Raw genomic sequence first — 26,643 nt, forward strand, 5'->3', positions numbered from 1 at the left:
AATGAGTATCTTAATTAAACCTATAATCACAGAAAAGGCGACAGCTAATAGCGAGTTGAGAAACTGCTATACGTTCTCAGTGAAGACTAAGGCGAACAAGGTAGAAATCAAAAAAGCGGTGGAAGCTGCTTATGGTGTTTCTGTTGAAAAAGTTCGTACTATAAATGTCCGTCCAGATCGTAGTACCAAGTTTACTAAAACTGGTATTCAACATGGTAAAACAAATGCAGTTAAAAAAGCAATTGTACAACTGGCGGAAGGTGAAATGATTGATTTATACAGTAACATGTAATTAAAGACAGATGTCAGTAAGAAAATTAAAACCAATCACCCCAGGACAGCGATTTAGAGTAGTAAATGGATATGATGCCATTACTACTGATAAGCCGGAAAAGAGTTTACTCGTTCCGAACAAAAGATCTGGTGGTAGAAACAGTGAAGGAAAAATGACTATGCGCTACATTGGTGGTGGTCATAAAAGAAAGTATCGTATTATCGATTTTAAAAGAGACAAAGCTGGGATTCCTGGTGAAGTTGCTTCAATCCAATACGATCCAAACAGAACAGCTTTTATTGCATTATTGAATTATCAAGATGGCGAGAAAAGATATATTATTGCGCAAAATGGACTTCAAGTTGGGCAAAATGTAGTATCTGGTAAAGAAGGTATTGCTCCAGAAATTGGAAATGCAATGCCATTAAGTGAAATTCCATTAGGAACTATAATTTCTTGTTTAGAGTTACGTCCTGGTCAAGGTGCTGTTATGGCGCGTAGTGCAGGAGCTTTTGCTCAATTAATGGCAAGAGATGGTAAATTTGCTACGGTAAAATTACCATCTGGTGAGACAAGATTAATTCTTGTTAACTGTATGGCAACTATCGGTGTTGTATCTAACTCTGATCACCAATTATTAGTAGGTGGTAAAGCAGGTAGAACAAGATGGTTAGGTAGAAGACCTCGTACTAGACCAGTAGTAATGAATCCAGTTGATCACCCAATGGGTGGTGGTGAAGGTAAATCTTCAGGTGGACATCCTCGTTCTAGAAATGGTATACCAGCTAAAGGTTACAGAACCCGTTCTAAGACTAAAGCAAGTAATAAATATATTGTAGAACGTAGAAAGAAATAAGACATGGCAAGATCACTAAAAAAAGGACCTTACGTTCATTATAAATTAGAAAAGAAAGTAGCTGTTAATGTTGAGTCTAACAAGAAAACAGTTATCAAAACTTGGTCTAGAGCAAGTATGATAACTCCGGATTTCGTTGGACAAACTATCGCAGTACACAATGGCCGTCAATTTGTTCCAGTATATGTTACTGAAAACATGGTAGGTCATAAATTAGGAGAATTTTCACCAACACGTTCATTCCGTGGACATGCAGGTGCTAAAAATAAAGGTAAAAAGTAGTAAGCTATGGGAAGTCGTAAAAAACAAATGGCAGACGCTATTAAGGAAGCAAAAAAACACGTTGCTTTTGCTAAACTTAATAACTGTCCTACATCACCGAGAAAAATGCGCTTAGTAGCTGATTTAGTAAGAGGCGAAAAGGTAGAACATGCACTTAATATTTTAAAATTCAACCAAAAGGAAGCTTCTGGACGTTTAGAGAAATTGTTATTGTCTGCAATTGCAAACTGGCAAGCAAAAAACGAAGAAGCTAATTTAGAAGAGGCTGAATTGATTGTAAAGGAAATAACTGTTGACAGCGGATCTATGTTAAAAAGATTACGTCCAGCACCTCAAGGTCGTGCACACAGAATTAGAAAACGTTCAAACCACGTAACAATCGTTGTTGGAGCAAAAAATAACACACAAAGCTAAGATAGAAGTATGGGACAAAAAACAAATCCAATCGGAAATCGCTTAGGTATTATCAGAGGATGGGAATCTAACTGGTACGGAGGTAATGATTATGGAGATAAGCTTGCCGAAGACGATAAAATTAGAAAATACGTTCACGCGCGTTTATCTAAAGCTAGTGTTAGTAGAGTAATTATCGAAAGAACTCTTAAACTTGTAACCGTTACTATCACAACGGCTCGCCCAGGTATCATTATTGGTAAAGGCGGTCAAGAGGTAGACAAGTTAAAAGAAGAACTTAAGAAAATTACTGAAAAAGAAGTTCAGATCAATATTTTTGAGATCAAAAGACCTGAACTTGATGCATTTTTAGTAGGATCAAGCATCGCTCGTCAAATTGAAAATAGAATTTCATACAGACGTGCAATTAAGATGGCTATTGCTGCTACAATGCGTATGAATGCTGAAGGGATTAAAATCCAGATTAGTGGTCGTTTAAACGGGGCAGAGATGGCACGTTCAGAACACTACAAAGAAGGACGTATTCCTTTATCAACCTTTAGAGCCGATATTGATTATGCTTTAGTTGAGGCACACACTACTTATGGTAGATTGGGTGTAAAAGTATGGATCATGAAAGGTGAAGTATATGGTAAAAGAGAACTTTCTCCGCTTGTTGGATTATCTAAGAAGCAAGGAAAAGGTGGAGCCGGAGGACGTGGCGGAAACAGAGATAACAAACCTCGTCGTAGAAAGTAATTTTTTATAAATAAAGAAAAATGTTACAGCCTAAAAGAACAAAATTTCGTAAGCAACAAAAGGGACGTATGAAAGGTAATGCCGGAAGAGGGCACCAACTTTCAAGTGGAACTTTTGGAATAAAATCGTTAGACTCGAATTTTTTAACATCACGTCAAATTGAAGCAGCACGTATCGCAGCTACACGTTACATGAAAAGAGAAGGGCAACTTTGGATTAAGATATTTCCAGACAAGCCTATTACAAAGAAACCTCTTGAAGTACGTATGGGTAAAGGTAAAGGTGCCGTAGAATATTGGGTAGCTGTTGTTAAGCCAGGAAGAGTATTATTTGAAATAGGTGGAGTGCCTTTAGACGTTGCAAAAGAAGCATTACGTTTAGCAGCACAGAAACTACCTGTAAAAACTAAGTTTTTAATCGCTAGAGATTACGAAGCATAATTTATTTGATATTATGAAACAATCAGAAATTAAAGAATTATCTGTAGCTGAGTTACAAGAGAAACTTGGTGAAACAAAAAAGAGTTATTCAGACCTAAAATTGGCTCATGCAATATCTCCTTTAGAAAATCCAATTCAATTACGTTCTATAAGAAGAACTGTAGCTAGAATTGCGACCGAATTAACTAAAAGAGAATTACAATAATTCTGCTGAAAGATGGAAACAAGAAATTTAAGAAAAGAACGTATAGGAGTTGTTACTAGTAACAAAATGCAAAAATCAATAGTTGTTGCAGAGGTTAAAAAAGTAAAACATCCTATGTATGGAAAATTCGTATTAAAAACGAAAAAGTACGTAGCACACGACGAAACAAACGACTGTAATATTGGTGATAAAGTAAAGATCATGGAAACAAGACCTTTATCTAAATCTAAATGTTGGAGATTAGTAGAAATCCTAGAAAGAGCTAAATAATTATGTTACAACAAGAATCAAGATTAAAAGTAGCAGATAACACCGGAGCAAAAGAAGTTTTAGTCATCCGTGTTTTAGGAGGAACTAAAAGAAGATATGCTTCTGTAGGAGATAAAATAGTTGTTTCTGTTAAAGATGCAACTCCTAATGGAAACATTAAGAAAAAAGCAGTTTCTACGGCAGTTGTTGTGCGTACAAAGAAGGAAGTAAGAAGACCAGATGGATCTTATATAAGATTTGATGATAACGCTTGTGTTTTATTAAACCCAACGGGTGAGATGAGAGGAACACGTGTTTTTGGTCCTGTTGCTAGAGAGCTTCGTGATAAATCATTCATGAAGATTGTATCATTAGCACCAGAGGTGCTTTAATACAGAAAATATTAAGATGGGAAAGCTTAAAATAAAAACTGGAGATACTGTAAGAGTAATTGCTGGAGATCACAAGGGATCGGAAGGTACTGTTCAAAAAGTATTAATAGAAAAGAACAAAGCGATTGTTGAGGGTGTAAACATGGTTAAGAAACATACTAAACCAAGTGCACAAAATCCTCAAGGAGGAATCGTAGAAAAAGAAGCAGCTATTCATATTTCTAACTTATCTTTGCTAACTTCGAAAGGAGAAGCAACTAGAGTTGGTTACAGAGTAGAAGGCGATAAAAAAGTAAGATTTTCATTAAAATCTAATGAAGTAATATAGTTATGGCATATTCACCAAGACTTAAAGAAGAGTATAAAAGCAAAGTAATTGCAACTCTTACAGACGAATTTGGATATAAAAATGTGATGCAAGTTCCTAAACTAACTAAGATAGTAATATCTAAAGGTGTAGGTGCTGCAGTTGCAGATAAAAAACTAATCGACTACGCAGTAGAAGAATTAAGTATTATATCCGGACAAAAAGCTATTTCGACATTATCTAAAAAGGATGTTGCAACGTTCAAATTACGTAAAGGTATGCCAATTGGGGCAAAAGTTACTTTACGTGGAGAACGTATGTACGAATTTTTAGATCGTTTAGTTACTTCTGCACTTCCACGTGTTAGAGATTTCAACGGAATTAAAGCTACAGGATTTGACGGACGTGGTAATTACAATTTAGGAATTACTGAACAAATTATTTTTCCAGAGATAAATATTGATAAAGTTAATAAAATCTCAGGAATGGATATTACATTTGTAACGACTGCCGAAACTGATAAAGAAGCAAAATCATTATTAACCGAATTAGGATTACCTTTTCAAAAGAACTAAGATATGGCTAAAGAATCAATGAAAGCCCGTGAGGTAAAAAGATCAAAAACAGTTGCTAAGTATGCTGAAAAACGTAAAGCTTTAAAAGAAGCTGGAGATTACGAAGCATTACAAAAGTTACCTAAAAATGCATCTCCTATTCGTCAACATAATAGATGTAAATTAACAGGAAGACCAAAAGGATACATGAGAACTTTTGGTATTTCACGTGTAACATTCAGAGAAATGGCCAATCAAGGTCTTATCCCTGGTGTAAGAAAAGCTAGTTGGTAATATTATTTAAATAATCGGATTTTAGGTTCAACACCAACGTTGAAAACCGAAATCACAAAATCAATTCATTATGTACTCAGATCCAATTGCGGATTATTTGACAAGAATTAGAAACGCGGTGCGTGCTAACCACAGAGTGGTAGAGATTCCAGCATCTAATTTAAAAAAAGACATCACTAAAATATTATTCGAACAAGGATATATTTTAAGTTACAAGTTTGATGACTCTTCAGTACAAGGTTCTATTAAAATAGCACTTAAGTACAACAAAGAGACAAAAGAGCCGGTAATCAAAAAACTTCAACGTATTAGTACTCCAGGTTTACGTAAGTATGCTAGTTCTAATGATATGCCTAGAATCTTAAATGGACTTGGTGTTGCTATTGTTTCTACTTCTCACGGAGTAATGACTGGCAAACAAGCCAAAAGAGATAATGTAGGTGGCGAAGTATTATGTTACGTTCACTAATTTTTAAACCAGAAAGAAATGTCAAGAATAGGAAATAATCCAGTAGCCATTCCAGAAGGTGTAACAGTTGACGTTAAAGATAACGTAGTAACTGTAAAGGGAAAATTAGGTGAATTAACACAAAATTACGATTCTATTGAAATTAAAGTAGAAGATGGTAATGTGATGGTAGCACGTTCTTCAGATTCGAAAGATCAAAAAGCCAAACATGGTTTATACAGATCTTTAATGAATAACATGGTAGAAGGTGTATCTAAAGGTTGGACTAAAGAATTAGAATTAGTTGGTGTAGGTTATAGAGCATCAAACCAAGGACAAAAATTAGACCTTGCCTTAGGATTTTCTCATAACATTGTTTTAGATATTGCTCCAGAAGTAAAGGTTGAAACAGTTTCAGAAAAAGGAAAAAACCCAATTATAAAATTAACGTCATTCGATAAACAATTAGTTGGTCAAGTAGCTGCTAAGATACGTGGATTTAGACCACCAGAGCCTTATAAAGGAAAAGGTGTGAAGTTTGTTGGTGAAGTATTAAGAAGAAAAGCTGGTAAATCAGCATAATAATTTAGTTATGGCATTGACAAAGAACGAAAGACGACTAAGAATAAAAAACAGAATTCGCAAGGTAGTTTCTGGAACAGAAGCTAGACCTAGATTAGCTGTTTATAGAAGTAATAAAGAAATTTATGCTCAGGTAGTTGATGATGTAAACGGTAAAACGATAGCATCTTCTTCTTCTAGAGATAAAGACATAAGTGCTGCAAAAGGTAATAAATCTGAAATCGCTGAACTAGTTGGTAAGGCATTAGGAGAAAAAGCTTTAAAAGCGGGTGTTGAAACTATTGCTTTTGATAGAGGTGGATATTTATACCACGGAAGAATTAAATCATTAGCTGATGGCGCTAGAGCCGCAGGACTTAAATTTTAAGAAATTATGTTCAAAAAATATAAAAGCGCAGAATTAGTAAAACCAGGTGGATTAGATCTTAAGGATCGTTTAGTTGGTGTGCAAAGGGTTACTAAAGTAACTAAAGGTGGTAGAGCATTTGGTTTTTCGGCAATCGTTGTGGTTGGTGATGAAGCTGGTGTTGTAGGACAAGGTTTAGGTAAATCTAAAGATGTAGCTAGTGCAATTGCAAAAGCTGTTGAAGATGCTAAGAAAAACCTAGTTAGAATCCCTATCATTAAAGGAACTTTACCTCACGAACAAAAAGGTAAATTTGGTGGAGCAAGAGTAAATATTATTCCTGCTGCTCCTGGTACAGGTGTAATTGCTGGTGGTGCTGTACGTACAGTATTAGAGGCCGTTGGTATTCACGATGTATTATCTAAATCTCAAGGATCTTCAAACCCTCATAACGTAGTAAAAGCAACTTTTGATGCTTTATTACAATTAAGAGATGCGAATGCCATTGCAAGAGACAGAGGTATTTCACTTCAACAAGTTTTTAACGCTTAATAACGACAGAGATGGCAAAAATTAAAGTAACAAAGGTTAAAAGCGCAATCAATCGTACGCTAAGACAAAAAAGAACTTTAGAAGCTCTTGGTCTTAAAAAGATTGGTCAGGTAAAAGAGCATGAAGCTACACCAAATATTCTTGGTATGGTTGCTAAAGTTTCACATTTAGTTTCTGTTGAAGAAACAAAATAATATAACTGAAAATGGATTTAAGTAATTTAAAACCTGCAGAAGGTTCAGTAAAAAATCAAGGAAAAAGAATAGGTCGTGGACAAGGTTCTGGTAAAGGTGGGACTGCTACACGTGGTCACAAAGGTGCTAAATCTCGTTCTGGATATTCTAAGAAATTAGGTTTTGAAGGAGGTCAAATGCCTCTTCAAAGACGTGTTCCTAAATTTGGTTTTACAAATATTAACCGTATTGAGCACCAAGGTATCAATTTAGATACTTTGCAACAATTGGTTGATGACAAGAAAATTGAAGGTACAGTTGATTTTGAAACATTATTCACAAACCGTTTAGTAGATAAGAACGATTTAGTTAAGATCTTAGGACGTGGAGAATTGAAAGCAAAATTAAAAGTAACTGCTCATAAGTTTACTGCTTCAGCAAAAGCTGCTATTGAAGCTGCTGGAGGAGAAGCTGTAACTTTATAAGACTTATTTTAAGTATGAAATTTATAGAATCGTTAAAAAATGTTTGGAAAATAGAGGAACTAAGAAACAGAATTCTTATTACATTAAGTCTGTTATTAGTTTATCGTTTTGGAGCTCAAATAGTTTTACCTGGAATTGATGCTACGCTATTAGGTAGTTTAGCTGATAAAACAGATAGTGGAATATTAGGGATTCTTAATGCCTTTACTGGTGGTGCTTTTGCTAATGCTTCGGTATTTGCTTTAGGTATCATGCCTTACATTTCGGCTTCTATTGTTGTTCAGTTAATGGGGATTGCAATTCCTTATTTGCAAAAGCTTCAAAAGGAAGGCGCAAGTGGTCAAAAGAAAATCACTCAAATTACGCGTTGGTTAACAATAGCAATTTGTTTGTTACAAGCGCCTGGATATTTAGCTAGTTTACCAGCTTTAGGTATTCCTGAAAGCGCATTCTTACTAGGGCAAGGTCCATTATTTTATTTTTCATCTGTATCAATTTTAGTTACTGGTTGTATATTCGCTATGTGGCTAGGAGAGAAAATTACAGATAAAGGTATTGGTAATGGTATATCTCTTTTAATTATGGTTGGTATTATCGCAAGATTACCACAAGTGTTTTTACAAAATGCCGCTACTAGATTAGAAGGTAATAATGTAATGCTTATTCTTTTTGAATTAGTAATTTGGTTTGTAATTATCCTTGGTTCTATTATGTTGGTTATGGGAGTTAGAAAAATTGCCGTACAATATGCTAGAAGAACAGCAACAGGAGGTTATGAAAAAGCTGCAATGGCTGGATCAAGACAATATATTCCGTTAAAGCTTAATGCATCTGGTGTAATGCCAATTATATTTGCTCAAGCGATAATGTTTGTTCCTAGTTTAATTGGTGGTTCTTCATTCTTAAAAGAAACTGCAACCGGAATATGGATGCAAACTAATTATTCTGATATATTCGGTTTTTGGTACAATGTTACATTTGCTTTATTAATTATTGTGTTTACATATTTTTATACTGCAATTACCGTTCCAACAAACAAGATGGCAGACGATTTAAAACGTAGCGGTGGATTTATCCCGGGTATACGTCCAGGATCTGAAACATCTGAATACTTAGATAAAATAATGTCTCAAATTACCTTACCAGGTTCTATATTTTTAGCTCTATTAGCTGTATTTCCGGCGTTTATTGTTAAACTTATGGGAGTACAACAAGGTTGGGCTTTATTTTTCGGAGGAACATCATTATTAATTATGGTTGGTGTTGCAATTGATACTATGCAACAAATAAATTCTTATTTGTTAAATAGACATTATGATGGTTTGATGAAGACAGGTAAAAATAGAAAAGCAGTAGCTTAATATATACTATGGCAAAACAAGCAGCAATAGAGCAAGACGGAACAATTATAGAAGCATTATCTAATGCGATGTTCCGAGTGGAATTAGAAAACGGTCACATTGTGACAGCACACATCTCTGGTAAAATGCGTATGCATTACATTAAGTTATTACCAGGTGATAAAGTGAAATTAGAAATGAGTCCTTATGATTTAACTAAGGCTCGAATAACTTATAGATACTAATACGAATACGATGAAAGTAAGAGCATCAGTTAAAAAGAGAAGTGCAGATTGCAAGATCGTGCGCAGAAAAGGCAGACTTTACGTGATAAACAAAAAGAATCCTAGATTTAAACAAAGACAAGGGTAATTATGGCAAGAATTGCAGGTGTAGACATACCGAAAAACAAAAGAGGAGTAATTTCCTTAACTTATATCTACGGAGTAGGTAGAAGTAGATCAAAAGAGATTTTAGCTGAAGCTAAAGTTGATGAAAGTATTAAAGTTCAAGATTGGAATGATGACCAAATAGCAGCCATTCGTGATGCTGTTGGAACATTTACAATTGAAGGTGAATTACGTTCTGAAACTCAATTAAACATTAAGCGATTAATGGATATTGGATGTTACAGAGGTATTCGTCATAGATCTGGTCTTCCATTAAGAGGGCAACGTACTAAGAACAACTCTAGAACCAGAAAAGGTAGAAGAAAAACTGTTGCTAACAAGAAAAAGGCAACTAAATAATAATTAGTCTTTGGTATTTAGACGTTGGAAGGAATCTGTTTGAAATTATAATAGTTTAGGATTCTAGCGACTATCACTAAAACTAAAAGCTAAAAGAAAATGGCAAAAACAAGCACAAAAAAACGTAAAGTTATTGTTGATGCAGTTGGAGAAGCTCACGTTACAGCTTCTTTCAATAACATCATTATTTCACTTACCAACAAAAAAGGAGACGTAATTTCTTGGTCTTCTGCTGGTAAAATGGGATTTAGAGGGTCGAAAAAAAACACACCTTATGCAGCTCAATTAGCTGCTGAAGATGCTGCAGGCGTAGCAACTGAAGCTGGTTTAAAGAAGGTAAAGGTTTATGTTAAAGGACCTGGAAATGGTAGAGAATCTGCTATTCGTTCTATTCATAATGCAGGTATTGAAGTAACAGAAATTATTGATGTTACACCATTACCACATAATGGATGTCGTCCTCCAAAAAGAAGAAGAGTTTAATCACGTTTTAAATAGCGTGCTTTAAATGAAGCAAGTATAAAAAATTAATATCACCTCGTATGTAGGTGGTATTAATTTTTTGTGTAAATTTGCAAACTGAAATTATTAACAAGTATCAATACGGGAGATCAACGATTATCGAAGGATAAGATTAAGACCTTAATTCATAATCACTCTTAAAAACAATTTATTATGGCAAGATATACTGGTCCTAAAACTAAAATAGCTCGTAAATTTGGCGAGGCAATTTTTGGAGAAGATAAATCTTTTGAAAAAAGAAATTATCCTCCAGGACAACACGGAAACGCTAGACGTCGTGGAAAAAAATCTGAATACGCAATCCAATTAATGGAAAAACAAAAAGCTAAATATACTTATGGTATTTTAGAGCGTCAATTTAGAGGTTTATTTAAGAAAGCAAGGGCTGCTCAAGGTATTACAGGTGAGGTTTTATTACAACTTTGCGAGTCTAGATTAGACAATGTAGTATTTAGAATGGGAATTGCTCCAACAAGAAGTGCTGCTAGACAATTAGTATCTCACAGACATATTACGGTTAATGGTGAATTGGTAAATATACCTTCTTATTCATTAAAAGCTGGAGATGTTGTTGCTGTTAGAGAAAAGTCTAAATCACTTGAAGCGATCGATAGGTCTCTTTCAAACTCAAGTCAAGTATTCGAATGGATTACTTGGAATACGGCTACTATGCAAGGTACTTATGTTTCTGTTCCTGCTAGAATCCAAATTCCAGAAAACATCAACGAGCAATTCATCGTCGAATTATACTCTAAATAATAATTAATTATATTGGTATTTAGCCAAAGGATTTATTAGTCTTCTTCATACTTTTAAATCGCGCAACTAAATAACAATTAAAACGAAGAACAATATGGCAGTATTTAATTTTCAGAAACCTGATAAAGTAATCATGATTGATTCTACTGATTTCGAAGGTAAATTCGAATTCAGACCATTAGAACCAGGTTACGGTCTAACAGTAGGTAATGCACTTAGAAGAGTTTTATTATCTTCTTTAGAAGGTTTTGCTATCACGTCTGTTAGAATAGAAGGTGTAGATCATGAGTTTTCAGCAATTGCTGGAGTAGTGGAAGATGTAACAGAAATCATCTTAAACTTAAAACAAGCTCGTTTTAAAAGACAAATTGAAGATATTGATAACGAGTCTATCTCTATTTCAATTTCTGGTCAAGATAAAATTACAGCTGGTGATTTTCAGAAGTTTATTTCTGGTTTCCAAGTATTAAATACAGAATTAGTAATCTGTAACTTAGACCCAAAAGTTAATTTCAATATGGAAATTACAATTGAAAAAGGTAGAGGATATGTTCCTGCTGAAGAAAATAAGAAAGCTTCTGCACCAATTGGAACTATTTTTACTGATTCAATTTACACGCCAATAAAGAATGTTAAGTATAGTATTGAAAACTATCGTGTTGAGCAGAAAACTGATTATGAAAAATTAGTTTTTGAAATCATTACTGATGGATCAATTACTCCACAAGACGCTTTAACGGAGGGCGCTAAAACATTAATTCACCACTTCATGTTATTCTCTGATGAGCGTATCACATTAGAAGCTGATGAAATTGCACAAACTGAAACTTATGATGAGGAATCTCTTCACATGCGTCAGTTACTTAAAACTAAGTTAATCGATATGGATTTATCGGTTCGTGCTCTTAATTGTTTAAAAGCTGCTGAAGTAGATACTTTAGGTGACTTAGTATCTTTCAATAAAAATGATTTAATGAAATTCAGAAACTTCGGTAAGAAGTCTTTAACTGAACTAGAAGAGCTTGTAAATGTTAAAGGTTTAAACTTCGGAATGGACTTAAGTAAATATAAATTAGATAAAGATTAATTAATCATATTTTGCTCCTCGATGTCGAGTTTAGTAGCAAGATGATAACACAAATGTCATGAGACACGGAAAAAAAATAAACCACTTAGGTAGAAAAACTGCCCACAGAAAATCAATGTTAGCTAATATGGCTTGTTCTCTAATAGAGCACAAACGTATTAATACAACGGTTGCAAAAGCAAAAGCTTTAAAACAATTTGTTGAGCCAATGATTACTAAGTCTAAAGAAGATACAACACATAACAGACGTATTGTGATGGCTCGTTTAAGACAGAAGGAAGCTGTAGCAGAATTATTCAGAGATGTTGCTGCTAAAATTGGTGACAGACCAGGTGGATATACAAGAATTATTAAACTTGGAAATCGTTTAGGTGATAACGCTGATATGGCAATGATAGAGCTTGTTGATTATAACGAGATTTATAACGCTGATAAAGCTAAGAAGAAAACAACAAGAAGAAGTAGAAGAGGTGGTTCTAAGCCAGCTGCTGCGCCTGTTGAAACTCAAGCATCAAACGAAGAAGAATAAATGTTAATAAGCATTTAATATATTAAGGATAAACTATTTTAGTTTATCCTTTTTTTTGCGCAAATTTGTAAAACTTTTGTTCCTTATGTAAGGAATTTTATCTCAACTATATGAAATATCAAAAAAGACAAAAAGCCATCATTCTATTAGCCGATGGTACCATTTTTTACGGTAAGGCAGTTGCAAACAAGCAAGGCACTGCATTTGGAGAAGTATGTTTTAATACTGGAATGACCGGTTATCAAGAAATTTTTACAGATCCATCGTACTATGGTCAATTAATGGTTGCCACCAATGCACATATTGGTAATTATGGTACTAATAAGAATGAAGTGGAGTCTGACTCTATTAAAATTGCTGGACTTATTGTTAAAAACTTTAGTTACGAGTATTCTAGAGATGACTCTGATGGCTCATTAGAGGAGTTTTTAGATAAGAATAATCTTCTAGCTATATCTGATGTAGATACACGTGCCTTAGTAAGTTATATTCGTGACAACGGAGCTATGAATGCGGTTATTTCCACCGATGTAGATAATGTTGAAGGTTTAAAAAAACAATTAGCAGAGCAGCCTAAAATGGAAGGTTTAGAGTTAGCTTCTAAAGTTTCTACTAAAGAACCTTATTTCTTTGGAGATGAAAACGCAACTTATAAAGTAGCAGCTTTAGACATTGGTATCAAAAAGAACATCCTTAGAAATATAGCAAAAAGAGATGCTTACATAAAAGTCTTTCCTTATAATGCTAAATTTGAAGAGTTGGAAGCTTTTAATCCCGATGGTTATTTCTTGTCTAATGGGCCTGGAGATCCAGAACCTTTAGTAGAAGCTCAAGAAGTTGCTAAAGAAATTATAAAAAGAGACTTACCTTTATTTGGTATTTGTCTTGGACACCAAGTCATTGCTTTGGCAAACGGAGTATCTACATATAAAATGCATAATGGACATAGAGGAATTAACCATCCTGTAAAGAATATTAAAACAGGTAAAGGAGAAGTAACCTCTCAAAATCATGGTTTTGCTGTTAATAGAGAAGAGGCTGAAGCAAATGCCGATTTAGAAATTACACACGTACATTTAAATGATGATACAGTAGCTGGTTTGGCAATGAAAAATAAAAACTGTTTTTCTGTACAATACCATCCTGAAGCAAGTCCAGGACCACACGATTCAGATTATCTTTTCGATCAGTTTATCGAAAACATTAAGAATAAATAATTTTAAGAAACCTCAAATAGTCAACCGATTATTTGGGGTTTTCTTTTACTAAAACGTTGTAGATATGTTTTTACAAATTTCTTCTAAAACATATAAAAAATAACAAGATTTAACCGTAAATTTGAAATAATTAAAAGATTAAAATAAACAAAATTATGAGCATAATAATTAATATTCACGCTAGACAAATTTTAGATTCTAGAGGAAATCCTACTGTTGAAGTAGATGTTGTAACAGAAAATGATGTTTTAGGAAGAGCTGCTGTACCATCAGGAGCATCAACAGGAGAACATGAAGCCGTTGAGTTAAGAGATGGTGGTGATGCTTACATGGGCAAAGGTGTTTTAAAAGCCGTTGACAATGTAAATTCTATTATTGCTCAAGAATTATTAGGTGTTTCTGTATTCGAACAAAATCTAATCGATAAGATTATGATTGAGTTAGACGGAACTCCAAACAAATCTAAACTAGGAGCCAATGCTATTTTAGGTGTGTCTTTAGCAGTAGCTAAAGCAGCAGCAGGAGAGTTAGGTTTACCTTTATACCGCTACGTAGGTGGTGTTTCTGCTAATACGTTACCATTACCAATGATGAACATTATTAACGGTGGTTCTCATAGTGATGCTCCAATTGCATTTCAAGAGTTTATGATTATGCCTGTAAAAGCTAAAAACTTTACACACGCTATGCAAATGGGAACGGAAATTTTCCATAACCTTAAAAAAGTATTACACGATAGAGGTTTAAGTACTGCTGTTGGTGATGAAGGTGGTTTTGCTCCAAACCTAGCAGGAGGAACAGAAGACGCTTTAGAAACTATTGCAAAAGCTGTTGAAAATGCTGGTTACAAATATGGCGAAGAAGTAAAAATCGCATTAGATTGTGCTTCTGCTGAATTTTTTGAAAACGGACAGTACGATTATAAAAAATTCGAAGGTGATTCTGGAGTTGTAAGAACTTCTAAAGAACAAGCAGAATATTTAGCTGAATTAGTATCTAAATATCCAATTATCTCTATTGAAGATGGTATGGATGAAAACGATTGGGAAGGTTGGAAATACCTAACTGAATTAGTTGGTGATAAAGTTCAATTAGTTGGTGATGATTTATTTGTAACTAACGTAGAGCGCTTATCTCGTGGTATTAAAGAAGGTATTGCAAATTCAATTTTAATTAAAGTAAACCAAATTGGAACCTTAACTGAAACTATTGCAGCTGTAAATATGGCACACAATGCTGGTTACACTTCTGTAATGTCTCACCGTTCTGGTGAAACCGAAGATAACACTATTGCAGATTTAGCAGTAGCATTAAACACAGGACAAATTAAAACAGGATCTGCGTCTCGTAGTGATCGTATGGCTAAATACAACCAATTACTTCGTATTGAAGAAGAATTAGGTGAAGTAGCTTATTTTCCTCAAGAAAATGCATTCAAAATAAAGTAAACTTCATTTTAAGTTTATAAGTAAAAAGCGATTATTTTTTAATAATCGCTTTTTTATTTCCTATAGATGTTAATAATTCTTAAATCGACGAAATCGTTTGCGATATTCTCAAATAAATAAATAGATATTTTGTAAATTAGCGCAACTTAAATTAAAACTTTTTTAAAAAATTATGTCAGATAAAGCTATACTAGAAATAAACGGCAAAAAACACGAGTTCCCGTTAGTAACAGGAACAGAAAATGAAGTAGCCATGGATATTAAAACGCTTAGAAGCGTTACTGGTGGTGTAACAACAATAGACCCAGGTTATAAAAATACAGGATCGTGTGAGAGTGCTATTACATTTTTAGATGGTGAAAAAGGTATCTTGAGATACAGAGGGTATTCTATTGAAGAGTTGGCTGAAAAAGCAGACTTCTTAGAGGTAGCATTTCTTTTAATCTTTGGAGAGCTTCCTAATAAGGCTCAACTTGATAAGTTTCACGATGATATCAAGAAAAACTCAATAGTTGACGAGGATGTTCATAAAATTTTGGATGCATTTCCTAAATCAGCACACCCAATGGGCGTGTTATCATCTTTAACAAGTGCATTAACAGCTTTTAACCCAAGTTGTGTTAATGTAGATTCTGAAGAAGATATGTACCAATCTGTAGTACGTCTTTTAGGTAAATTCCCTGTTTTAGTAGCATGGACAATGCGTAAAAAGAGTGGATTACCACTTGATTACGGAGATAAAAATTTAGGTTATGTTGAGAACATCTTAAAAATGATGTTTAAAGAACCTAACGAGGAGTATACTCAAAGCAAAATATTAGTAAATGCCTTAGATAAATTATTAATCTTACATGCAGATCATGAGCAAAACTGTTCTACATCCACAGTAAGAATTGTTGGTTCATCTCATGCCGGATTATTTGCTTCTATTTCTGCTGGTATTTCTGCACTTTGGGGACCACTTCATGGGGGAGCTAACCAAGCAGTTTTAGAAATGCTTGAAGGTATTAAAGCAGATGGTGGAGATACTAAAAAATATATGGCAAAAGCTAAAGACAAGGAAGATCCTTTCCGTTTAATGGGCTTTGGTCACCGTGTTTATAAAAACTTCGATCCACGTGCAAAAATAATTAAAGTTGCTGCCGATGAAGTATTAGGAGACTTAGGAGTAGAAGATCCTATTTTAGATATCGCTAAAGGTCTTGAAAAAGAGGCTTTAGAAGATCCGTATTTCGTTGATAGAAAATTATACCCGAACGTAGATTTCTATTCAGGAATTATATACAGAGGTATGGGGATCCCAACAGATATGTTTACAGTAATGTTTGCATTAGGTCGTTTACCAGGATGGATAGCGCAATGGCGTGAAATGCGTTTAAAGAAAGAACCAATTGGTCGTCCAAGACAGTTATATGTAGGTGAAACTTTAAGAGGTTTTAAACCTTTAGAGGAAAGATAAAATAGTGTTTTATAAAAATAAAGAAAGGTCTATAACTTAATTGTTATAGACCTTTTTTATATTTACAACATGATAAAACTTAATATTAAAAACGAAACATCTAGACTTCGCGCTGTTATTTTAGGAACAGCTAAAAGTAATGGCCCTATACCGGCTGTAGAAGATTGTTATGACCCTAAAAGTGTGGAGCATGTATTATCTGGTACTTATCCAAAAGAAGCTGATATGATTACTGAAATGGATGCCGTTTTAGAGGTTTTTAAAAAGTACGATGTAAAAGTTTATCGCCCAGAAGTTATTGAAAATTGTAACCAAATTTTCTCTAGAGATATTGCTTTTGTAATTGAAGATAAAATAATAAGAGCTAATATTTTACCAGATAGAGAAGAAGAGGTAGAAGCTATTCAATATATCTGCGATCAAATAGATGTAAATAATAGAATTATTCTACCAGAAGATTGCCATGTTGAGGGGGGAGATGTGATGCCGTGGAACGATTATATTTTTATTGGTACATATTCTGGTGAAGATTATCCGGATTTAATTACAGCGCGCACCAATATGGATGCTGTTATTGCCATACAAGAATTGTTTCCAGAAAAAACAGTAAAATCTTTCGAGCTTAGAAAATCAAATACTAATGCCAAAGAAAACGCTCTGCATTTAGATTGTTGTTTTCAACCAATAGGAAAAGGAAAAGCTATCATTCATAAAAATGGTTTTTTAGTTCAAAAAGAATACCAATGGTTAGTCGATTTCTTCGGAAAGGATAACGTTTTTGAAATCACTAAAGATGAAATGTATCAAATGAATAGTAATGTTTTTTCAATTTCCGAAGATGTTATTATTTCAGAAAAAAACTTCACACGTTTAAATACTTGGTTAAGGTCTGAAGGCTTCACTGTTGAAGAAGTTCCTTATGCCGAAATAAGTAAACAAGAAGGTTTGTTGCGCTGTACAACCATGCCTTTAATTAGAGATTAAATTTTCAACTATATATTTAATAATACTTTTGTAATACATTATGCAACAAACTACAAATACAATTTTAATGATTCGTCCGGTTAATTTTAGGATGAATGAGCAAACGGCTGTAAATAATTATTATCAAAAGGATTTAGAAAATACTTTACCTAAAACGGTTAATGCAAAAGCACAGCAGGAATTCGATACTTATGTTGATAAGTTAAGAAACATTGGGGTAAACGTAATTGTGGTTAATGATACAGAGGATACTGATACGCCAGACTCTATTTTTCCTAATAACTGGGTGTCATTTCACGAAAACGGGAATGTTGGTTTATACCCTATGTTTGCCGAAAACCGTCGTGTAGAGCGTCGTGAAGATATTTTGGAAACTCTCGAAGAAAATGGATTTGTAATAAATAACGTTATAGATTATACAACGGCGGAAGATGAAGATATTTTTTTAGAAGGAACTGGAAGTGTAATTTTAGATCGTGTAAATCGTAAGGCTTATTGTGCGTTATCTCCAAGAGCAGATGAAGATTTATTTATAGAATTCTGCGAAGACTTTGAGTTTTTCCCTGTTATTTTTAACGCAAATCAAACTGTTGAAGGAGAAAGAAAAGCTATTTATCATACAAATGTAATGATGTGTGTTGGTGAAACTTTTGCGGTAATTTGTTTAAGCAGTATTGATGATAAAAAGGAACGCAAAAATGTGTTAAAGCATTTAAAAGAAGACGGAAAAACCATTATTGATATTACGGAAGATCAGGTCAATAATTTTGCGGGCAATATGCTTCAGGTAAAAGGAAGTGATGATACTTCGTATTTAATAATGAGTCAGTCGGCTTTTGATAGCTTAACAAAACAACAAATAAATACTATAGAACAACATACTAAAATACTATCGAGTTCTTTAAGTACTATAGAATTTTGTGGAGGTGGTAGTGCACGCTGCATGATGGCCGAAGTATTTCTACCAAAAGCTTAGTTTTATTCTTCTGGTTTCGATTTGGGTAACTGTATGTAAAATGTTGTACCAACGTTTACCATACTTTCTACCCAAATTTTACCGTTGTTTAGTTCAACCAGTTCTTTACAAATAGGTAAGCCTAAGCCTGTGCCTTTTTCATTGTTTGTGCCAGAGGTTGTAAACGGAGTGCTTTTAAAGAGTTTATTAATATTTTCTTCAGGAATTCCAATACCAGTATCAGCAATACTCACAATACAACTTCCATTATTTATATGGTTGGTAATACTAATCACATCACCTTTTTTACAGAATTTAAGTGCATTGGCTAATAGGTTTTGTATTACTATTTCAAACATGCTTCTATCCGCGAAAGCGAAATCACGAAGAGAATTATTCATTAGCGTGATACCTTTCTTTTCCATTCTTTGTTCAATAAGTTGCACTTTGTCTTTAAATACTTCCTGAACATCAAATAGAGTTGGCTTAGGCTCTAAAGATTGCATTTGAGACTTAGACCAGTTTAATAGATTAAAAAGAAGTAGTGACGCGTTATTGGCATTTTCACTTAATTCTGGTATTAAGGCATCGAACTCTTCTTTTGTTAACGAACCGTCTTTTAGTAAATTAATAAAACCTGTGATAGACGATAGCGAATCTTTTAAATCGTGAGAAATGATTGAGAATAATTTATCTTTCACATTTATAACATTCTCAAGGTTTTGTGTTTCCTCTAGTAATGCAGCATTTTCTAATTCAACTAAAGTATTTCTTTCTTCAAGTTCTGTTGCTCTTTTAGCATTTTTATTTCCTTTAAGGTAAATAACTATTAAGATTAGAACAGCTATACAAAGTGCGGATACTAAAAAATATACATAGAAGTTATAGTGATTAAATTTTAATCGGCTACCAGATGCACTTTCGTCAATACTTTTAATGTCTTGTGTTAAGTTTGACGATGTCAATGTATCAATAACTTCAGAATCAAAGTCTATCGTAGTTGGGCTTGTTACAGGAGCTTGCACAACTTCAACAGGAGCCTGTAAATCAGCTTTTAATTCATAATATTTACCTTGCCAGATAAAAGCATTATAGAAATTCCGTTGCGTAGAGTCTACGGCTTTCATTAACTTGTATTGCTTAAGTAATTCGGATTTATTATTTAAGTTTTTTGCAATTTCTCCAGCTTCGAGTAGTTGGTTTTTAGCTGTCTTTAATCGGTTTTTCTGTAAGTTTAAATCACCAAGGTTATTTAATACAGTAAGTAAATTATGCTTGTTGTTACTAGCTCTGTTTAAGTTGTAGCCTTTTATTAGGTAATTTGTAGCCTTATCATAATTTTTAATCGCCAAATACTCCCCACCTAATTTAGGATATATGGACGCTCTTAATGTATCCGAATATCCTTTTAAACTCAGTAACTTTTCAAAATAAAATATAGATTTTTTATGTTCTTTCTTTTTATAATAAAGGTCAGAAAGTCTTTGGTACGTTTTATTTACTCCACTAGAATCTTTTAATTGTTCCTGTAGAGCTAAAGCTTTTATGTTGTAGGTTATAGCGAGATCTTGTGCATTTGTGTGGTAATAACTTTCGGCTAACGTATTGTATGCTAGGCTAAGTTCTTCTTTTAAATCACTGTTTTCTAGTGTTTTTGTTGCAGCCAAAGCATGTTCTATACCTTTAGTAAAGTTGCCGCGGCTACTTTCTAGTGTGCCAATACTGTTGTGTACTTTGGCAACAGCAATAGTGTCGCGTTGTTCAATAAATAAGTTTTTGGCTTTTGCAAAGCCACTTATAGCATTGATGTAGTCGTTCTTTTCGGCATAATACAAGGCTTTGTAAAATGTAGTTTCTGCAATACCTTTTTGGTAGTTGAAAGAATAGGATAGTTTTTCACTAGCCTGAACATATTTCATACCTCTATCATACTCCTTTAGAGCATACAGCGATTTAATTAAATGTAAATAGGGAACAACCTTGGTGGAATCTTGTTTTTGAAAAGCAAGTTCAATAAACAGACTATCTATTTCTTTGGTTTGTGAAAAACCAAGAAACATAGTAAAAAATAGAAAAGCCGTGATTATTTTCCTCATAAAACGTCGCAATCACTTTTAAGCTAAACTATAAAACAACCGTGTAGTATTGAGAGCGGTTATAGTTGTTTTGGCTACTAGAGAACTGTTAGTTAGGTGTTATAAAAAATTAATTTATTTTTTGTTGTAATAGCATTACGTTGCTAATTTTATAAAAAGCATGTTTATAATCTAATTTTTAGGGCTTATTGCCAATATATTAGATGAAATACGACTTAAGTTTTTTCGAATATTCGACGAATAGTTAAAAGACAATAAATACTGATGAAATACAATTTGGATAGCTAATTATTTTTGAACCCTTTACTCAGTAATCCCTTTAAAAACATAGGGTTATGCCTACAAATAAAGTTTGTTTTTTTGTGTAGAAGAGTTCGTTTTTACTTTTATATATTAAGACAAGTTTTTACAATTAGGCATAAATAAAAATTTTATCTTTGCAGACTTAAAGTTACAAGACATGAATCTTCAAGAAACCTTATCAAATCAAGTAAAACAAGCTGTTTTATCTTCATATAAAGTAGAATTAGACACTGTAGAATTTCAAGCAACAAGAAAAGAATTTGCTGGAGATATTACGGTAGTTGTTTTTCCTATGCTACGTGTTGTAAAAGGAAACCCAGTTCAAATTGGTGAAACAATTGGAAACTATTTAGTAGATAATGTTAGCAGTGTAAAAGCTTTTAATGTCGTTAAGGGCTTTTTAAATATTGAAATTAGCGATTCTTATTTTATCGATTTCTTTAATGAAATAAAACAAGAATCTGCATATGGTTTGGTTGCTCCAACGGCAGGTGATAAGGCGGTTATGGTAGAGTATTCTTCACCTAACACAAATAAGCCATTGCACTTAGGCCATGTTAGAAATAACTTGTTAGGCTATAGTGTAGCCGAAATTTTAAAAGCTTCGGGTAAAAAAGTATATAAAACTCAAATTATAAACGATCGTGGTATACATATTTGTAAAAGTATGTTGGCTTGGCAGAAGTTTGGCGAAGGAGAAACACCGGAATCTACAGGGTTGAAAGGAGATAAGTTAGTTGGTAACTATTATGTAAAATTCGACCAAGAGTATAAAAAAGAAATTCAAGATTTAATTACTAAAGGAAGTTCTGAGGAAGAAGCTAAGAAAAATGCACCTATTTTATTAGAAGCTCAAAATATGCTTTTGAAATGGGAAGCTGGTGATGAGGAAGTGGTTAAGCTTTGGAAGGAAATGAATAGTTGGGTTTACGATGGTTTTAATGTTACTTACAAGAATTTGGGAGTAGATTTTGATACTTTATATTATGAGAGTAATACTTATTTATTAGGAAAGGAGTTTGTTGAGCAAGGCTTGAAATCTGGTGTTTTTGTTAAAGAAGAAGATGGATCGGTTTGGTGTGATTTAACAGAAGACGGACTTGATAAGAAAATTGTACAACGATCGGACGGTACTGCTGTTTACATGACCCAAGATATAGGTACAGCCATACAACGTATTAAAGATTTTCCTGATGTTGGCGGTATGGTTTACACCGTAGGAAACGAGCAAGATTATCACTTTAAAGTGTTGTTTTTAATTCTGAAGAAACTCGGGTTCGATTGGGCTAAAAACCTGTACCATTTAAGTTATGGTATGGTAGATTTACCTAGCGGAAAAATGAAAAGTCGTGAAGGAACTGTTGTTGATGCTGATGATTTGGTTGAAGAAATGGCTAAAACAGCTGGAGAAATTTCTGAAGAATTAGGAAAACTTGACGGTTACTCTGACGAAGAGAAACAAGAACTTTATAAAACAATTGGTTTAGGCGCCTTAAAATACCATATTTTAAAAGTGGATCCTAAAAAACGTATTCTGTTTGATCCTAAAGAATCTATCGATTTCCAAGGAAACACAGGGCCTTTTATTCAATATACTTATGCTCGAATTCAATCTATTTTAAGAAAGGCAGAGATAGAAAATTCAGATTTAAAAAGCACGGATTTACACCCAAAAGAAAAAGAACTAATAAAGCAACTTCAATTATTTCCAGAAGTTGTACAAAATGCGGCAGAACAACATAGTCCTGCTTTAATAGCTAATTATACTTACGATTTGGTTAAGGAGTTTAATTCATTCTACCAAAATGTATCTATTTTAGGAGCAGATAACGATGTTGAAAAACAATTAAGAGTACAATTATCAAACACGGTTGCAAACACTATAAAAAATGCTTTTTCATTATTAGGAATTCAAGTTCCTGAGCGTATGTAGGACCATGGTTTAATAATATAGATTAAAAAAAATCGGCTTTTCTTTATAGGAAAGCCGATTTTTTTGTTTTTGATAATTGCTTACTTGCTAAGCTTCTTCATTAAAAAACACTTTGTAGTAGTGCATTTTCTTTTCCTCATCATAACCACGTTCTAAATATTCTTCCGAGGCATCGGGCGCATCAATATCGAGTTTAATTTGGATGTTGGTATCTAACTTTATATCAGTTTTAATCTTTCTTTTTTCTTTGGTAACAACAGCCTCTGCAACATCAAATTGATTTCTAATAATGTAGCTTTGTTCACCTTCAAACTCTTTTTTGTAAGAGTCGAATTCTTTTTTGTGTTTATCCTCTTCGAACAATTCGTCTTTAAAACGCTCGATGTTTACAATTTCATTTTCTTTAAAAAAATCTATCGATTTAGCTAAAAAAGTGTTTTGCTCTTTAGCTCCATAATTAGGTTTTAAAACATCGGTAGAAAAGTCTTTTAATAGTTCTATATATTGTTGTGTATGGTTGTTAGCATCATCAGCATACTTAATATTTAAAAAGTGATTTAACCAATAAGCAGCATCATAACTATTATTATCTACACTTAAAATAATATTGCCTTCACCATCAGATTGATTTAAAATTAAACAACCCTTATCTACCTTTTTAGAACTTATTCCGTTTTGTACCAAAACATCATAACTATTGTTTTCTAAATACGTTTGAAAAAAATTTACCTTGCTTTCAATTTTAAAAATACCAATAGCATTTGTGGTAATATCTCTAAATTCGATGCCTTCAAACATCACAATTAAAACATCACCTGTTTTTATCTGTGCAGAACTGGATTGCTCGTATAGGTGCGTGACAATGTGTTTAGAAACTTCAACAAAAGCCTCTTCATCATTAAACATTTGAGCCGAGTAGCTGTTTATTTCGTTTAGTGTAATATTGGCATGGTGGTTAAAACGGTAACTTTGTACAACACTGCCAAAAGGACGAAGGAGAAAAGGGAGCATCAGCTCGTAACTAGCTTCATCAAATTCAACGAGGTTGTCGGAAAATGCATTTTTAGTATCGTTAAATTTATTACCAACTTTATGAATTATGAATTTTGATATTTCGGCATTTTTTCTTGTAATCATTTGCGTTTTTTTAAGTAGAGTAGTTTGAGTTTAAACTAAAAGAATAGATTAATTAATTTGATAAAGTAAAACCGAATTAGAGTCTCCTTTAGTAATAAACTCTAGGTTTTTGTCTTTATCACTATTTGCTAAGTCTATTTTAGAGTTGGCATACACCGGGAAATTTGGTAGCAACTTGGCTTGGCTATCGAACAAATACGTTTTTTGCGACTGTAAGTCGGTAATGGAAACGTAAATTTTATTGTTTAGAATAAATATTTCGGCATCGGCATAATTTCCATAATCTAAATTTATGGTTTTATTTCTAATAGTTAATTTGTTTTCCGATTGATATACTAATGTTTTACTTGTAGTAGCGATGTTATTTTTGCTAGATAAATTGAGGTTTTGGGTAGTAACATTACCTTTTGTATCAATACTTATTAAATCGCCTTTATTGGTGGTAGTTGTAAATTTACTGAGGTATATATAAATAGGTTTGCTTGAAAACGAAAGTGTAGTTTTCGGTGTTACTCTGGTTTTTCCAACACGATCTAATATTAAAAGTTTGTTTTCGGTTGTTATGGTAATATAATCTTTATTCCCAATTCTAAAGTGTTGTGGTTGCGAAATAATAGTGTTGTTGGCTGCTTTAAAGGTAAATCCTTTTACAATTTTTCCTTTAGCATCGTACATTAAAACGTTTTTACCTTGAGTTACTAAAAGACGATATTTTTTGTTGTTATCATAATCAAAAACAGAAAGTGGCTGTGTAATAGCATCGCTGAATTTTAAAGGGAAGGAAGAAACATCTTTGCCTTTTCGGTCTAAAATATAAACACGGTTTGGTGTAGCAAAGACAAGTTGTAGTCTGCCATTTTTATAGATGTCAATTTGTTCAATTTTACCTAAAACAGGACCTTGTAACTGTTTTTTCCACTGTATTTTTCCACTGTTAGAAATTAAGTATAGGTTATTCTCAATATCTTGAACTACAATATCTTTTTGCTTTGTAATATGGTTGGTTACAAATTGTGGAGTGTTTAGTAAATCGGCATCTAGCTTGATGTTGAATTCTTCGGAAATAGATTGTTCTACGGCCTTCGTTTTATTCTTTTTTATGATAGCATTTACATGCGAAAAATTAGTGTCGTATATAAATTGAAGTGCCGATGTTTTGTATGCTTCTAAGGTTAAGCTAGGCGTTTCTGTTAGGTTTTTATTTATAATTGTTTCTAAGCTATTTGAATTGGTTATCATTAAAATTGAAGCAGCATCGCTTAATTCTTCCTGAACATCTTTGAAATAATTTCGAGAGCCTAAAGTTGTTTTGTTTTGATAGTTAGAGATAATGTTCTGAAGCATTTCTAAATCTGCTGCAAAAACAAAAAACTGATCTAGAACACAATATAATTTAGCTTGGTTTGAAGAAATTAAAGGTGAGAATGTTTCAAGAAATAGGCTAGAATTACTAAAGTTATAAATAGAAATATCTCTATAGGTTTCTTCTATATTTTGTTCTGCAAGTAAAGCATCTTTAGTAGCTATTATATCTGTTGAATTTAAAACGATAGCTCGTTTTTCATCTTCATAAATAACACCAATTTCGATAACGTCATCAAAAAGATTAGTAGTGCTCGTTATAGTGTCTTTTTCTCTAAAAAGAGCTAGATTATGTTTTAATACTTTAAAATCGTTAAAAGTGAAGCTCATAAAGGCATCACTATTCGAAGGTGTAATATGTTGAATTGTGTTAACCTGCGGAATGGTGTTTTTAAAAATATTTACTAAACTTTTTGCAGAATCGGTGGCTTTAGTAATTCCATTAAATTTTAAAGTGTTTTGGCTCGCGTCTATATCTAAGGCCAAATAATTTGTAAATGTTTTTAATGGGATAGAATCTTCAATAAAAATTGAACTTATAACGTTGGCTTTAGTATCGATTATTACAGATAGATTTTCCTTGTCTGTACTTTTGTAAATCTTTTGTTTTTCGTTGTCGATGCTAACTGGAGTAGAAGCTAATTCTATTGTTTTTTTAGAAGAGGACGCTATAAATATACTATCTATAATTGCGCTGTAAAAAACGTTTTTGTTAAGCGTACTTTTTATAATGGTACTCTTTTTAAAAGGAAAAGATTCTTCTTTATAATTTTTTAGAGAATCTGTAACAAATAGACTATCGTGGTATTTTGTAATTAGGGTGTAGTTTAAACTATCTTCTTTTGTTTTTGAAAAGCAAATTAGTAGTGGGCTATTTGATTTTAAAATATCTAAATTTGCGAATTGGGTCTCTAAATTCTGATAGATATTAGCTTTGGAAAACTGCTGAATGAGTTCGCTATTGCTTATAGTGCTTTGCAGACTTTCAATGTTTCTAGCCTTTAAAACAACGGCACTGTTTTTAGGTATAAAATCGATTAAGCCAGTCCGTTTTTTTTTAGTATTGGAACAGCTTAAAGTGATAAATAATAAAAGAATTATTGAAAGAAAACGCATGAATAAATTAATTTTTACAAACCTACGATTTTTCGGTTTTATAATATTAAAAAAGT

35 protein-coding genes are annotated in these 26,643 nt (G+C 33.1%); 32 read left to right on the plus strand and 3 right to left on the minus strand.

The annotated features are described in order from the left end of the window. Position 1: 1 nt before the first annotated feature. From rplW to ctlX, 31 genes are all read left to right on the plus strand, one after another. Positions 2–292 carry a 50S ribosomal protein L23 gene (gene rplW / locus DFQ06_RS17600; protein ID WP_042499124.1) on the plus strand — a complete coding sequence of 97 codons (291 nt, stop codon included), beginning with the start codon at positions 2–4 and terminating at the stop codon, positions 290–292. Between the two features lie 10 nt (positions 293–302). After that, positions 303–1,130 (plus strand): 50S ribosomal protein L2, encoded by an 828-nt coding sequence (gene rplB, locus DFQ06_RS17605; protein WP_042505216.1) that lies wholly within the window; start codon positions 303–305, stop codon positions 1,128–1,130. 3 nt (positions 1,131–1,133) lie between these two features. After that, positions 1,134–1,412 carry a 30S ribosomal protein S19 gene (gene rpsS / locus DFQ06_RS17610; protein ID WP_042499126.1) on the plus strand — a complete coding sequence of 93 codons (279 nt, stop codon included), beginning with the start codon at positions 1,134–1,136 and terminating at the stop codon, positions 1,410–1,412. Positions 1,413–1,418: 6 nt separating this feature from the next. Further along, entirely contained in the window at positions 1,419–1,826 is a 408-nt protein-coding gene (gene rplV, locus DFQ06_RS17615; protein ID WP_042499128.1) for a 50S ribosomal protein L22, read from the plus strand. A gap of 9 nt (positions 1,827–1,835) precedes the next feature. After that, complete coding sequence (gene rpsC / locus DFQ06_RS17620) at positions 1,836–2,564, plus strand: 30S ribosomal protein S3 (protein ID WP_042499130.1); 729 nt, start codon at positions 1,836–1,838, stop codon at positions 2,562–2,564. A 20-nt stretch (positions 2,565–2,584) separates the two neighbouring features. Continuing rightward, positions 2,585–3,004 carry a 50S ribosomal protein L16 gene (rplP, locus tag DFQ06_RS17625; RefSeq protein WP_042499131.1) on the plus strand — a complete coding sequence of 140 codons (420 nt, stop codon included), beginning with the start codon at positions 2,585–2,587 and terminating at the stop codon, positions 3,002–3,004. Positions 3,005–3,017: 13 nt separating this feature from the next. Then, a complete protein-coding gene (gene rpmC, locus DFQ06_RS17630) occupies positions 3,018–3,209 on the plus strand; it encodes a 50S ribosomal protein L29 (RefSeq protein WP_034043309.1) in 192 nt (63 codons plus the stop codon). A 12-nt stretch (positions 3,210–3,221) separates the two neighbouring features. Then, entirely contained in the window at positions 3,222–3,479 is a 258-nt protein-coding gene (rpsQ, locus tag DFQ06_RS17635) for a 30S ribosomal protein S17 (protein WP_034043311.1), read from the plus strand. A gap of 2 nt (positions 3,480–3,481) precedes the next feature. Further along, positions 3,482–3,850: a 50S ribosomal protein L14 gene (gene rplN / locus DFQ06_RS17640; protein WP_042499135.1), complete on the plus strand. Its 369-nt coding sequence runs from the start codon at positions 3,482–3,484 to the stop codon at positions 3,848–3,850. A gap of 16 nt (positions 3,851–3,866) precedes the next feature. Continuing rightward, positions 3,867–4,178 carry a 50S ribosomal protein L24 gene (rplX, locus tag DFQ06_RS17645; RefSeq protein ID WP_042499137.1) on the plus strand — a complete coding sequence of 104 codons (312 nt, stop codon included), beginning with the start codon at positions 3,867–3,869 and terminating at the stop codon, positions 4,176–4,178. Positions 4,179–4,180: 2 nt separating this feature from the next. Beyond that, positions 4,181–4,732, plus strand: a complete 552-nt coding sequence (gene rplE, locus DFQ06_RS17650) for a 50S ribosomal protein L5 (protein ID WP_042505214.1) — start codon at positions 4,181–4,183, stop codon at positions 4,730–4,732. 3 nt (positions 4,733–4,735) lie between these two features. Continuing rightward, positions 4,736–5,005, plus strand: a complete 270-nt coding sequence (rpsN, locus tag DFQ06_RS17655) for a 30S ribosomal protein S14 (RefSeq protein ID WP_042499141.1) — start codon at positions 4,736–4,738, stop codon at positions 5,003–5,005. A 70-nt stretch (positions 5,006–5,075) separates the two neighbouring features. Continuing rightward, positions 5,076–5,474, plus strand: a complete 399-nt coding sequence (rpsH, locus tag DFQ06_RS17660) for a 30S ribosomal protein S8 (RefSeq protein WP_042499143.1) — start codon at positions 5,076–5,078, stop codon at positions 5,472–5,474. Between the two features lie 18 nt (positions 5,475–5,492). Next, the gene (gene rplF / locus DFQ06_RS17665; RefSeq protein ID WP_042499145.1) at positions 5,493–6,035 is read left to right on the plus strand and encodes a 50S ribosomal protein L6; all 543 of its coding nucleotides are present in this window, start codon (positions 5,493–5,495) and stop codon (positions 6,033–6,035) included. 10 nt (positions 6,036–6,045) lie between these two features. Beyond that, positions 6,046–6,402, plus strand: a complete 357-nt coding sequence (rplR, locus tag DFQ06_RS17670) for a 50S ribosomal protein L18 (protein ID WP_042499147.1) — start codon at positions 6,046–6,048, stop codon at positions 6,400–6,402. Between the two features lie 6 nt (positions 6,403–6,408). Next, positions 6,409–6,933 carry a 30S ribosomal protein S5 gene (rpsE, locus tag DFQ06_RS17675; RefSeq protein WP_042499149.1) on the plus strand — a complete coding sequence of 175 codons (525 nt, stop codon included), beginning with the start codon at positions 6,409–6,411 and terminating at the stop codon, positions 6,931–6,933. A gap of 11 nt (positions 6,934–6,944) precedes the next feature. Continuing rightward, positions 6,945–7,127 (plus strand): 50S ribosomal protein L30, encoded by a 183-nt coding sequence (gene rpmD / locus DFQ06_RS17680; protein WP_042499151.1) that lies wholly within the window; start codon positions 6,945–6,947, stop codon positions 7,125–7,127. Between the two features lie 11 nt (positions 7,128–7,138). After that, positions 7,139–7,591: a 50S ribosomal protein L15 gene (rplO, locus tag DFQ06_RS17685; RefSeq protein WP_042499153.1), complete on the plus strand. Its 453-nt coding sequence runs from the start codon at positions 7,139–7,141 to the stop codon at positions 7,589–7,591. A 14-nt stretch (positions 7,592–7,605) separates the two neighbouring features. Continuing rightward, the gene (gene secY, locus DFQ06_RS17690) at positions 7,606–8,952 is read left to right on the plus strand and encodes a preprotein translocase subunit SecY (protein WP_074938996.1); all 1,347 of its coding nucleotides are present in this window, start codon (positions 7,606–7,608) and stop codon (positions 8,950–8,952) included. Positions 8,953–8,960: 8 nt separating this feature from the next. After that, positions 8,961–9,176 carry a translation initiation factor IF-1 gene (gene infA / locus DFQ06_RS17695; RefSeq protein ID WP_007094967.1) on the plus strand — a complete coding sequence of 72 codons (216 nt, stop codon included), beginning with the start codon at positions 8,961–8,963 and terminating at the stop codon, positions 9,174–9,176. Between the two features lie 10 nt (positions 9,177–9,186). Further along, positions 9,187–9,303, plus strand: coding sequence for a type B 50S ribosomal protein L36 (gene ykgO / locus DFQ06_RS17700; RefSeq protein ID WP_013305171.1), 117 nt, complete (start codon positions 9,187–9,189; stop codon positions 9,301–9,303). A 2-nt stretch (positions 9,304–9,305) separates the two neighbouring features. Beyond that, positions 9,306–9,680, plus strand: coding sequence for a 30S ribosomal protein S13 (gene rpsM / locus DFQ06_RS17705; RefSeq protein ID WP_042499155.1), 375 nt, complete (start codon positions 9,306–9,308; stop codon positions 9,678–9,680). A 99-nt stretch (positions 9,681–9,779) separates the two neighbouring features. Next, the gene (gene rpsK, locus DFQ06_RS17710; RefSeq protein ID WP_042499157.1) at positions 9,780–10,163 is read left to right on the plus strand and encodes a 30S ribosomal protein S11; all 384 of its coding nucleotides are present in this window, start codon (positions 9,780–9,782) and stop codon (positions 10,161–10,163) included. 192 nt (positions 10,164–10,355) lie between these two features. Then, positions 10,356–10,961 carry a 30S ribosomal protein S4 gene (rpsD, locus tag DFQ06_RS17715; RefSeq protein ID WP_042499160.1) on the plus strand — a complete coding sequence of 202 codons (606 nt, stop codon included), beginning with the start codon at positions 10,356–10,358 and terminating at the stop codon, positions 10,959–10,961. Between the two features lie 94 nt (positions 10,962–11,055). Beyond that, a complete protein-coding gene (locus DFQ06_RS17720; RefSeq protein ID WP_042505212.1) occupies positions 11,056–12,048 on the plus strand; it encodes a DNA-directed RNA polymerase subunit alpha in 993 nt (330 codons plus the stop codon). 58 nt (positions 12,049–12,106) lie between these two features. Beyond that, entirely contained in the window at positions 12,107–12,577 is a 471-nt protein-coding gene (gene rplQ / locus DFQ06_RS17725; protein ID WP_042499162.1) for a 50S ribosomal protein L17, read from the plus strand. 110 nt (positions 12,578–12,687) lie between these two features. Next, positions 12,688–13,794, plus strand: coding sequence for a glutamine-hydrolyzing carbamoyl-phosphate synthase small subunit (gene carA / locus DFQ06_RS17730; protein WP_042499164.1), 1,107 nt, complete (start codon positions 12,688–12,690; stop codon positions 13,792–13,794). A gap of 155 nt (positions 13,795–13,949) precedes the next feature. Continuing rightward, on the plus strand, positions 13,950–15,242 hold the full coding sequence (gene eno, locus DFQ06_RS17735) for a phosphopyruvate hydratase (RefSeq protein ID WP_042499166.1): 1,293 nt from the start codon (positions 13,950–13,952) through the stop codon (positions 15,240–15,242). A gap of 172 nt (positions 15,243–15,414) precedes the next feature. After that, the gene (locus tag DFQ06_RS17740) at positions 15,415–16,701 is read left to right on the plus strand and encodes a citrate synthase (protein WP_042505209.1); all 1,287 of its coding nucleotides are present in this window, start codon (positions 15,415–15,417) and stop codon (positions 16,699–16,701) included. Between the two features lie 69 nt (positions 16,702–16,770). Continuing rightward, positions 16,771–17,685, plus strand: coding sequence for a dimethylarginine dimethylaminohydrolase family protein (locus tag DFQ06_RS17745; RefSeq protein ID WP_133969174.1), 915 nt, complete (start codon positions 16,771–16,773; stop codon positions 17,683–17,685). 40 nt (positions 17,686–17,725) lie between these two features. Beyond that, the gene (gene ctlX, locus DFQ06_RS17750) at positions 17,726–18,661 is read left to right on the plus strand and encodes a citrulline utilization hydrolase CtlX (protein WP_042505208.1); all 936 of its coding nucleotides are present in this window, start codon (positions 17,726–17,728) and stop codon (positions 18,659–18,661) included. 2 nt (positions 18,662–18,663) lie between these two features. Here ctlX and DFQ06_RS17755 read toward each other — a convergent pair whose 3' ends face one another. Continuing rightward, entirely contained in the window at positions 18,664–20,736 is a 2,073-nt protein-coding gene (locus DFQ06_RS17755) for a tetratricopeptide repeat-containing sensor histidine kinase (RefSeq protein WP_133969176.1), read from the minus strand. Between the two features lie 460 nt (positions 20,737–21,196). On the opposite strand from DFQ06_RS17755, the gene argS reads away from it, so the two are divergent. Further along, a complete protein-coding gene (gene argS / locus DFQ06_RS17760) occupies positions 21,197–22,972 on the plus strand; it encodes an arginine--tRNA ligase (RefSeq protein WP_042505206.1) in 1,776 nt (591 codons plus the stop codon). Between the two features lie 87 nt (positions 22,973–23,059). Here argS and DFQ06_RS17765 read toward each other — a convergent pair whose 3' ends face one another. Beyond that, positions 23,060–24,109 carry a nucleoid-associated protein gene (locus DFQ06_RS17765; RefSeq protein WP_042499174.1) on the minus strand — a complete coding sequence of 350 codons (1,050 nt, stop codon included), beginning with the start codon at positions 24,107–24,109 and terminating at the stop codon, positions 23,060–23,062. Positions 24,110–24,157: 48 nt separating this feature from the next. Further along, a complete protein-coding gene (locus DFQ06_RS17770) occupies positions 24,158–26,587 on the minus strand; it encodes a ribonuclease HII (RefSeq protein ID WP_133969178.1) in 2,430 nt (809 codons plus the stop codon). Positions 26,588–26,643 lie beyond the last annotated feature (56 nt).

This window comes from Algibacter lectus (genome assembly GCF_004368925.1).
Lineage (GTDB): Bacteria > Bacteroidota > Bacteroidia > Flavobacteriales > Flavobacteriaceae > Algibacter > Algibacter lectus.

What these genes read in the sequence shown, in the direction of transcription:
- rplN (WP_042499135.1), top strand. Translation starts at nt 3,482, where the DNA reads ATGTTACAACAAGAATCAAGATTAAAAGTAGCAGATAACACCGGAGCA.
- argS (WP_042505206.1), top strand. Translation starts at nt 21,197, where the DNA reads ATGAATCTTCAAGAAACCTTATCAAATCAAGTAAAACAAGCTGTTTTA.
- rplP (WP_042499131.1), top strand. Translation starts at nt 2,585, where the DNA reads ATGTTACAGCCTAAAAGAACAAAATTTCGTAAGCAACAAAAGGGACGT.
- rpsH (WP_042499143.1), top strand. Translation starts at nt 5,076, where the DNA reads ATGTACTCAGATCCAATTGCGGATTATTTGACAAGAATTAGAAACGCG.
- rpsC (WP_042499130.1), top strand. Translation starts at nt 1,836, where the DNA reads ATGGGACAAAAAACAAATCCAATCGGAAATCGCTTAGGTATTATCAGA.
- rplE (WP_042505214.1), top strand. Translation starts at nt 4,181, where the DNA reads ATGGCATATTCACCAAGACTTAAAGAAGAGTATAAAAGCAAAGTAATT.
- rplR (WP_042499147.1), top strand. Translation starts at nt 6,046, where the DNA reads ATGGCATTGACAAAGAACGAAAGACGACTAAGAATAAAAAACAGAATT.
- rpsD (WP_042499160.1), top strand. Translation starts at nt 10,356, where the DNA reads ATGGCAAGATATACTGGTCCTAAAACTAAAATAGCTCGTAAATTTGGC.
- rplX (WP_042499137.1), top strand. Translation starts at nt 3,867, where the DNA reads ATGGGAAAGCTTAAAATAAAAACTGGAGATACTGTAAGAGTAATTGCT.
- DFQ06_RS17765 (WP_042499174.1), bottom strand. Translation starts at nt 24,109, where the DNA reads ATGATTACAAGAAAAAATGCCGAAATATCAAAATTCATAATTCATAAA.
- DFQ06_RS17740 (WP_042505209.1), top strand. Translation starts at nt 15,415, where the DNA reads ATGTCAGATAAAGCTATACTAGAAATAAACGGCAAAAAACACGAGTTC.
- rplQ (WP_042499162.1), top strand. Translation starts at nt 12,107, where the DNA reads ATGAGACACGGAAAAAAAATAAACCACTTAGGTAGAAAAACTGCCCAC.
- rpsN (WP_042499141.1), top strand. Translation starts at nt 4,736, where the DNA reads ATGGCTAAAGAATCAATGAAAGCCCGTGAGGTAAAAAGATCAAAAACA.
- rpsM (WP_042499155.1), top strand. Translation starts at nt 9,306, where the DNA reads ATGGCAAGAATTGCAGGTGTAGACATACCGAAAAACAAAAGAGGAGTA.
- DFQ06_RS17755 (WP_133969176.1), bottom strand. Translation starts at nt 20,736, where the DNA reads ATGAGGAAAATAATCACGGCTTTTCTATTTTTTACTATGTTTCTTGGT.
- DFQ06_RS17745 (WP_133969174.1), top strand. Translation starts at nt 16,771, where the DNA reads ATGATAAAACTTAATATTAAAAACGAAACATCTAGACTTCGCGCTGTT.
- ctlX (WP_042505208.1), top strand. Translation starts at nt 17,726, where the DNA reads ATGCAACAAACTACAAATACAATTTTAATGATTCGTCCGGTTAATTTT.
- eno (WP_042499166.1), top strand. Translation starts at nt 13,950, where the DNA reads ATGAGCATAATAATTAATATTCACGCTAGACAAATTTTAGATTCTAGA.
- rpmD (WP_042499151.1), top strand. Translation starts at nt 6,945, where the DNA reads ATGGCAAAAATTAAAGTAACAAAGGTTAAAAGCGCAATCAATCGTACG.
- rplV (WP_042499128.1), top strand. Translation starts at nt 1,419, where the DNA reads ATGGGAAGTCGTAAAAAACAAATGGCAGACGCTATTAAGGAAGCAAAA.
- rpsE (WP_042499149.1), top strand. Translation starts at nt 6,409, where the DNA reads ATGTTCAAAAAATATAAAAGCGCAGAATTAGTAAAACCAGGTGGATTA.
- rplW (WP_042499124.1), top strand. Translation starts at nt 2, where the DNA reads ATGAGTATCTTAATTAAACCTATAATCACAGAAAAGGCGACAGCTAAT.
- ykgO (WP_013305171.1), top strand. Translation starts at nt 9,187, where the DNA reads ATGAAAGTAAGAGCATCAGTTAAAAAGAGAAGTGCAGATTGCAAGATC.
- rpsQ (WP_034043311.1), top strand. Translation starts at nt 3,222, where the DNA reads ATGGAAACAAGAAATTTAAGAAAAGAACGTATAGGAGTTGTTACTAGT.
- rpsK (WP_042499157.1), top strand. Translation starts at nt 9,780, where the DNA reads ATGGCAAAAACAAGCACAAAAAAACGTAAAGTTATTGTTGATGCAGTT.
- rpmC (WP_034043309.1), top strand. Translation starts at nt 3,018, where the DNA reads ATGAAACAATCAGAAATTAAAGAATTATCTGTAGCTGAGTTACAAGAG.
- carA (WP_042499164.1), top strand. Translation starts at nt 12,688, where the DNA reads ATGAAATATCAAAAAAGACAAAAAGCCATCATTCTATTAGCCGATGGT.
- rpsS (WP_042499126.1), top strand. Translation starts at nt 1,134, where the DNA reads ATGGCAAGATCACTAAAAAAAGGACCTTACGTTCATTATAAATTAGAA.
- secY (WP_074938996.1), top strand. Translation starts at nt 7,606, where the DNA reads ATGAAATTTATAGAATCGTTAAAAAATGTTTGGAAAATAGAGGAACTA.
- infA (WP_007094967.1), top strand. Translation starts at nt 8,961, where the DNA reads ATGGCAAAACAAGCAGCAATAGAGCAAGACGGAACAATTATAGAAGCA.
- DFQ06_RS17720 (WP_042505212.1), top strand. Translation starts at nt 11,056, where the DNA reads ATGGCAGTATTTAATTTTCAGAAACCTGATAAAGTAATCATGATTGAT.
- rplB (WP_042505216.1), top strand. Translation starts at nt 303, where the DNA reads ATGTCAGTAAGAAAATTAAAACCAATCACCCCAGGACAGCGATTTAGA.
- DFQ06_RS17770 (WP_133969178.1), bottom strand. Translation starts at nt 26,587, where the DNA reads ATGCGTTTTCTTTCAATAATTCTTTTATTATTTATCACTTTAAGCTGT.
- rplF (WP_042499145.1), top strand. Translation starts at nt 5,493, where the DNA reads ATGTCAAGAATAGGAAATAATCCAGTAGCCATTCCAGAAGGTGTAACA.
- rplO (WP_042499153.1), top strand. Translation starts at nt 7,139, where the DNA reads ATGGATTTAAGTAATTTAAAACCTGCAGAAGGTTCAGTAAAAAATCAA.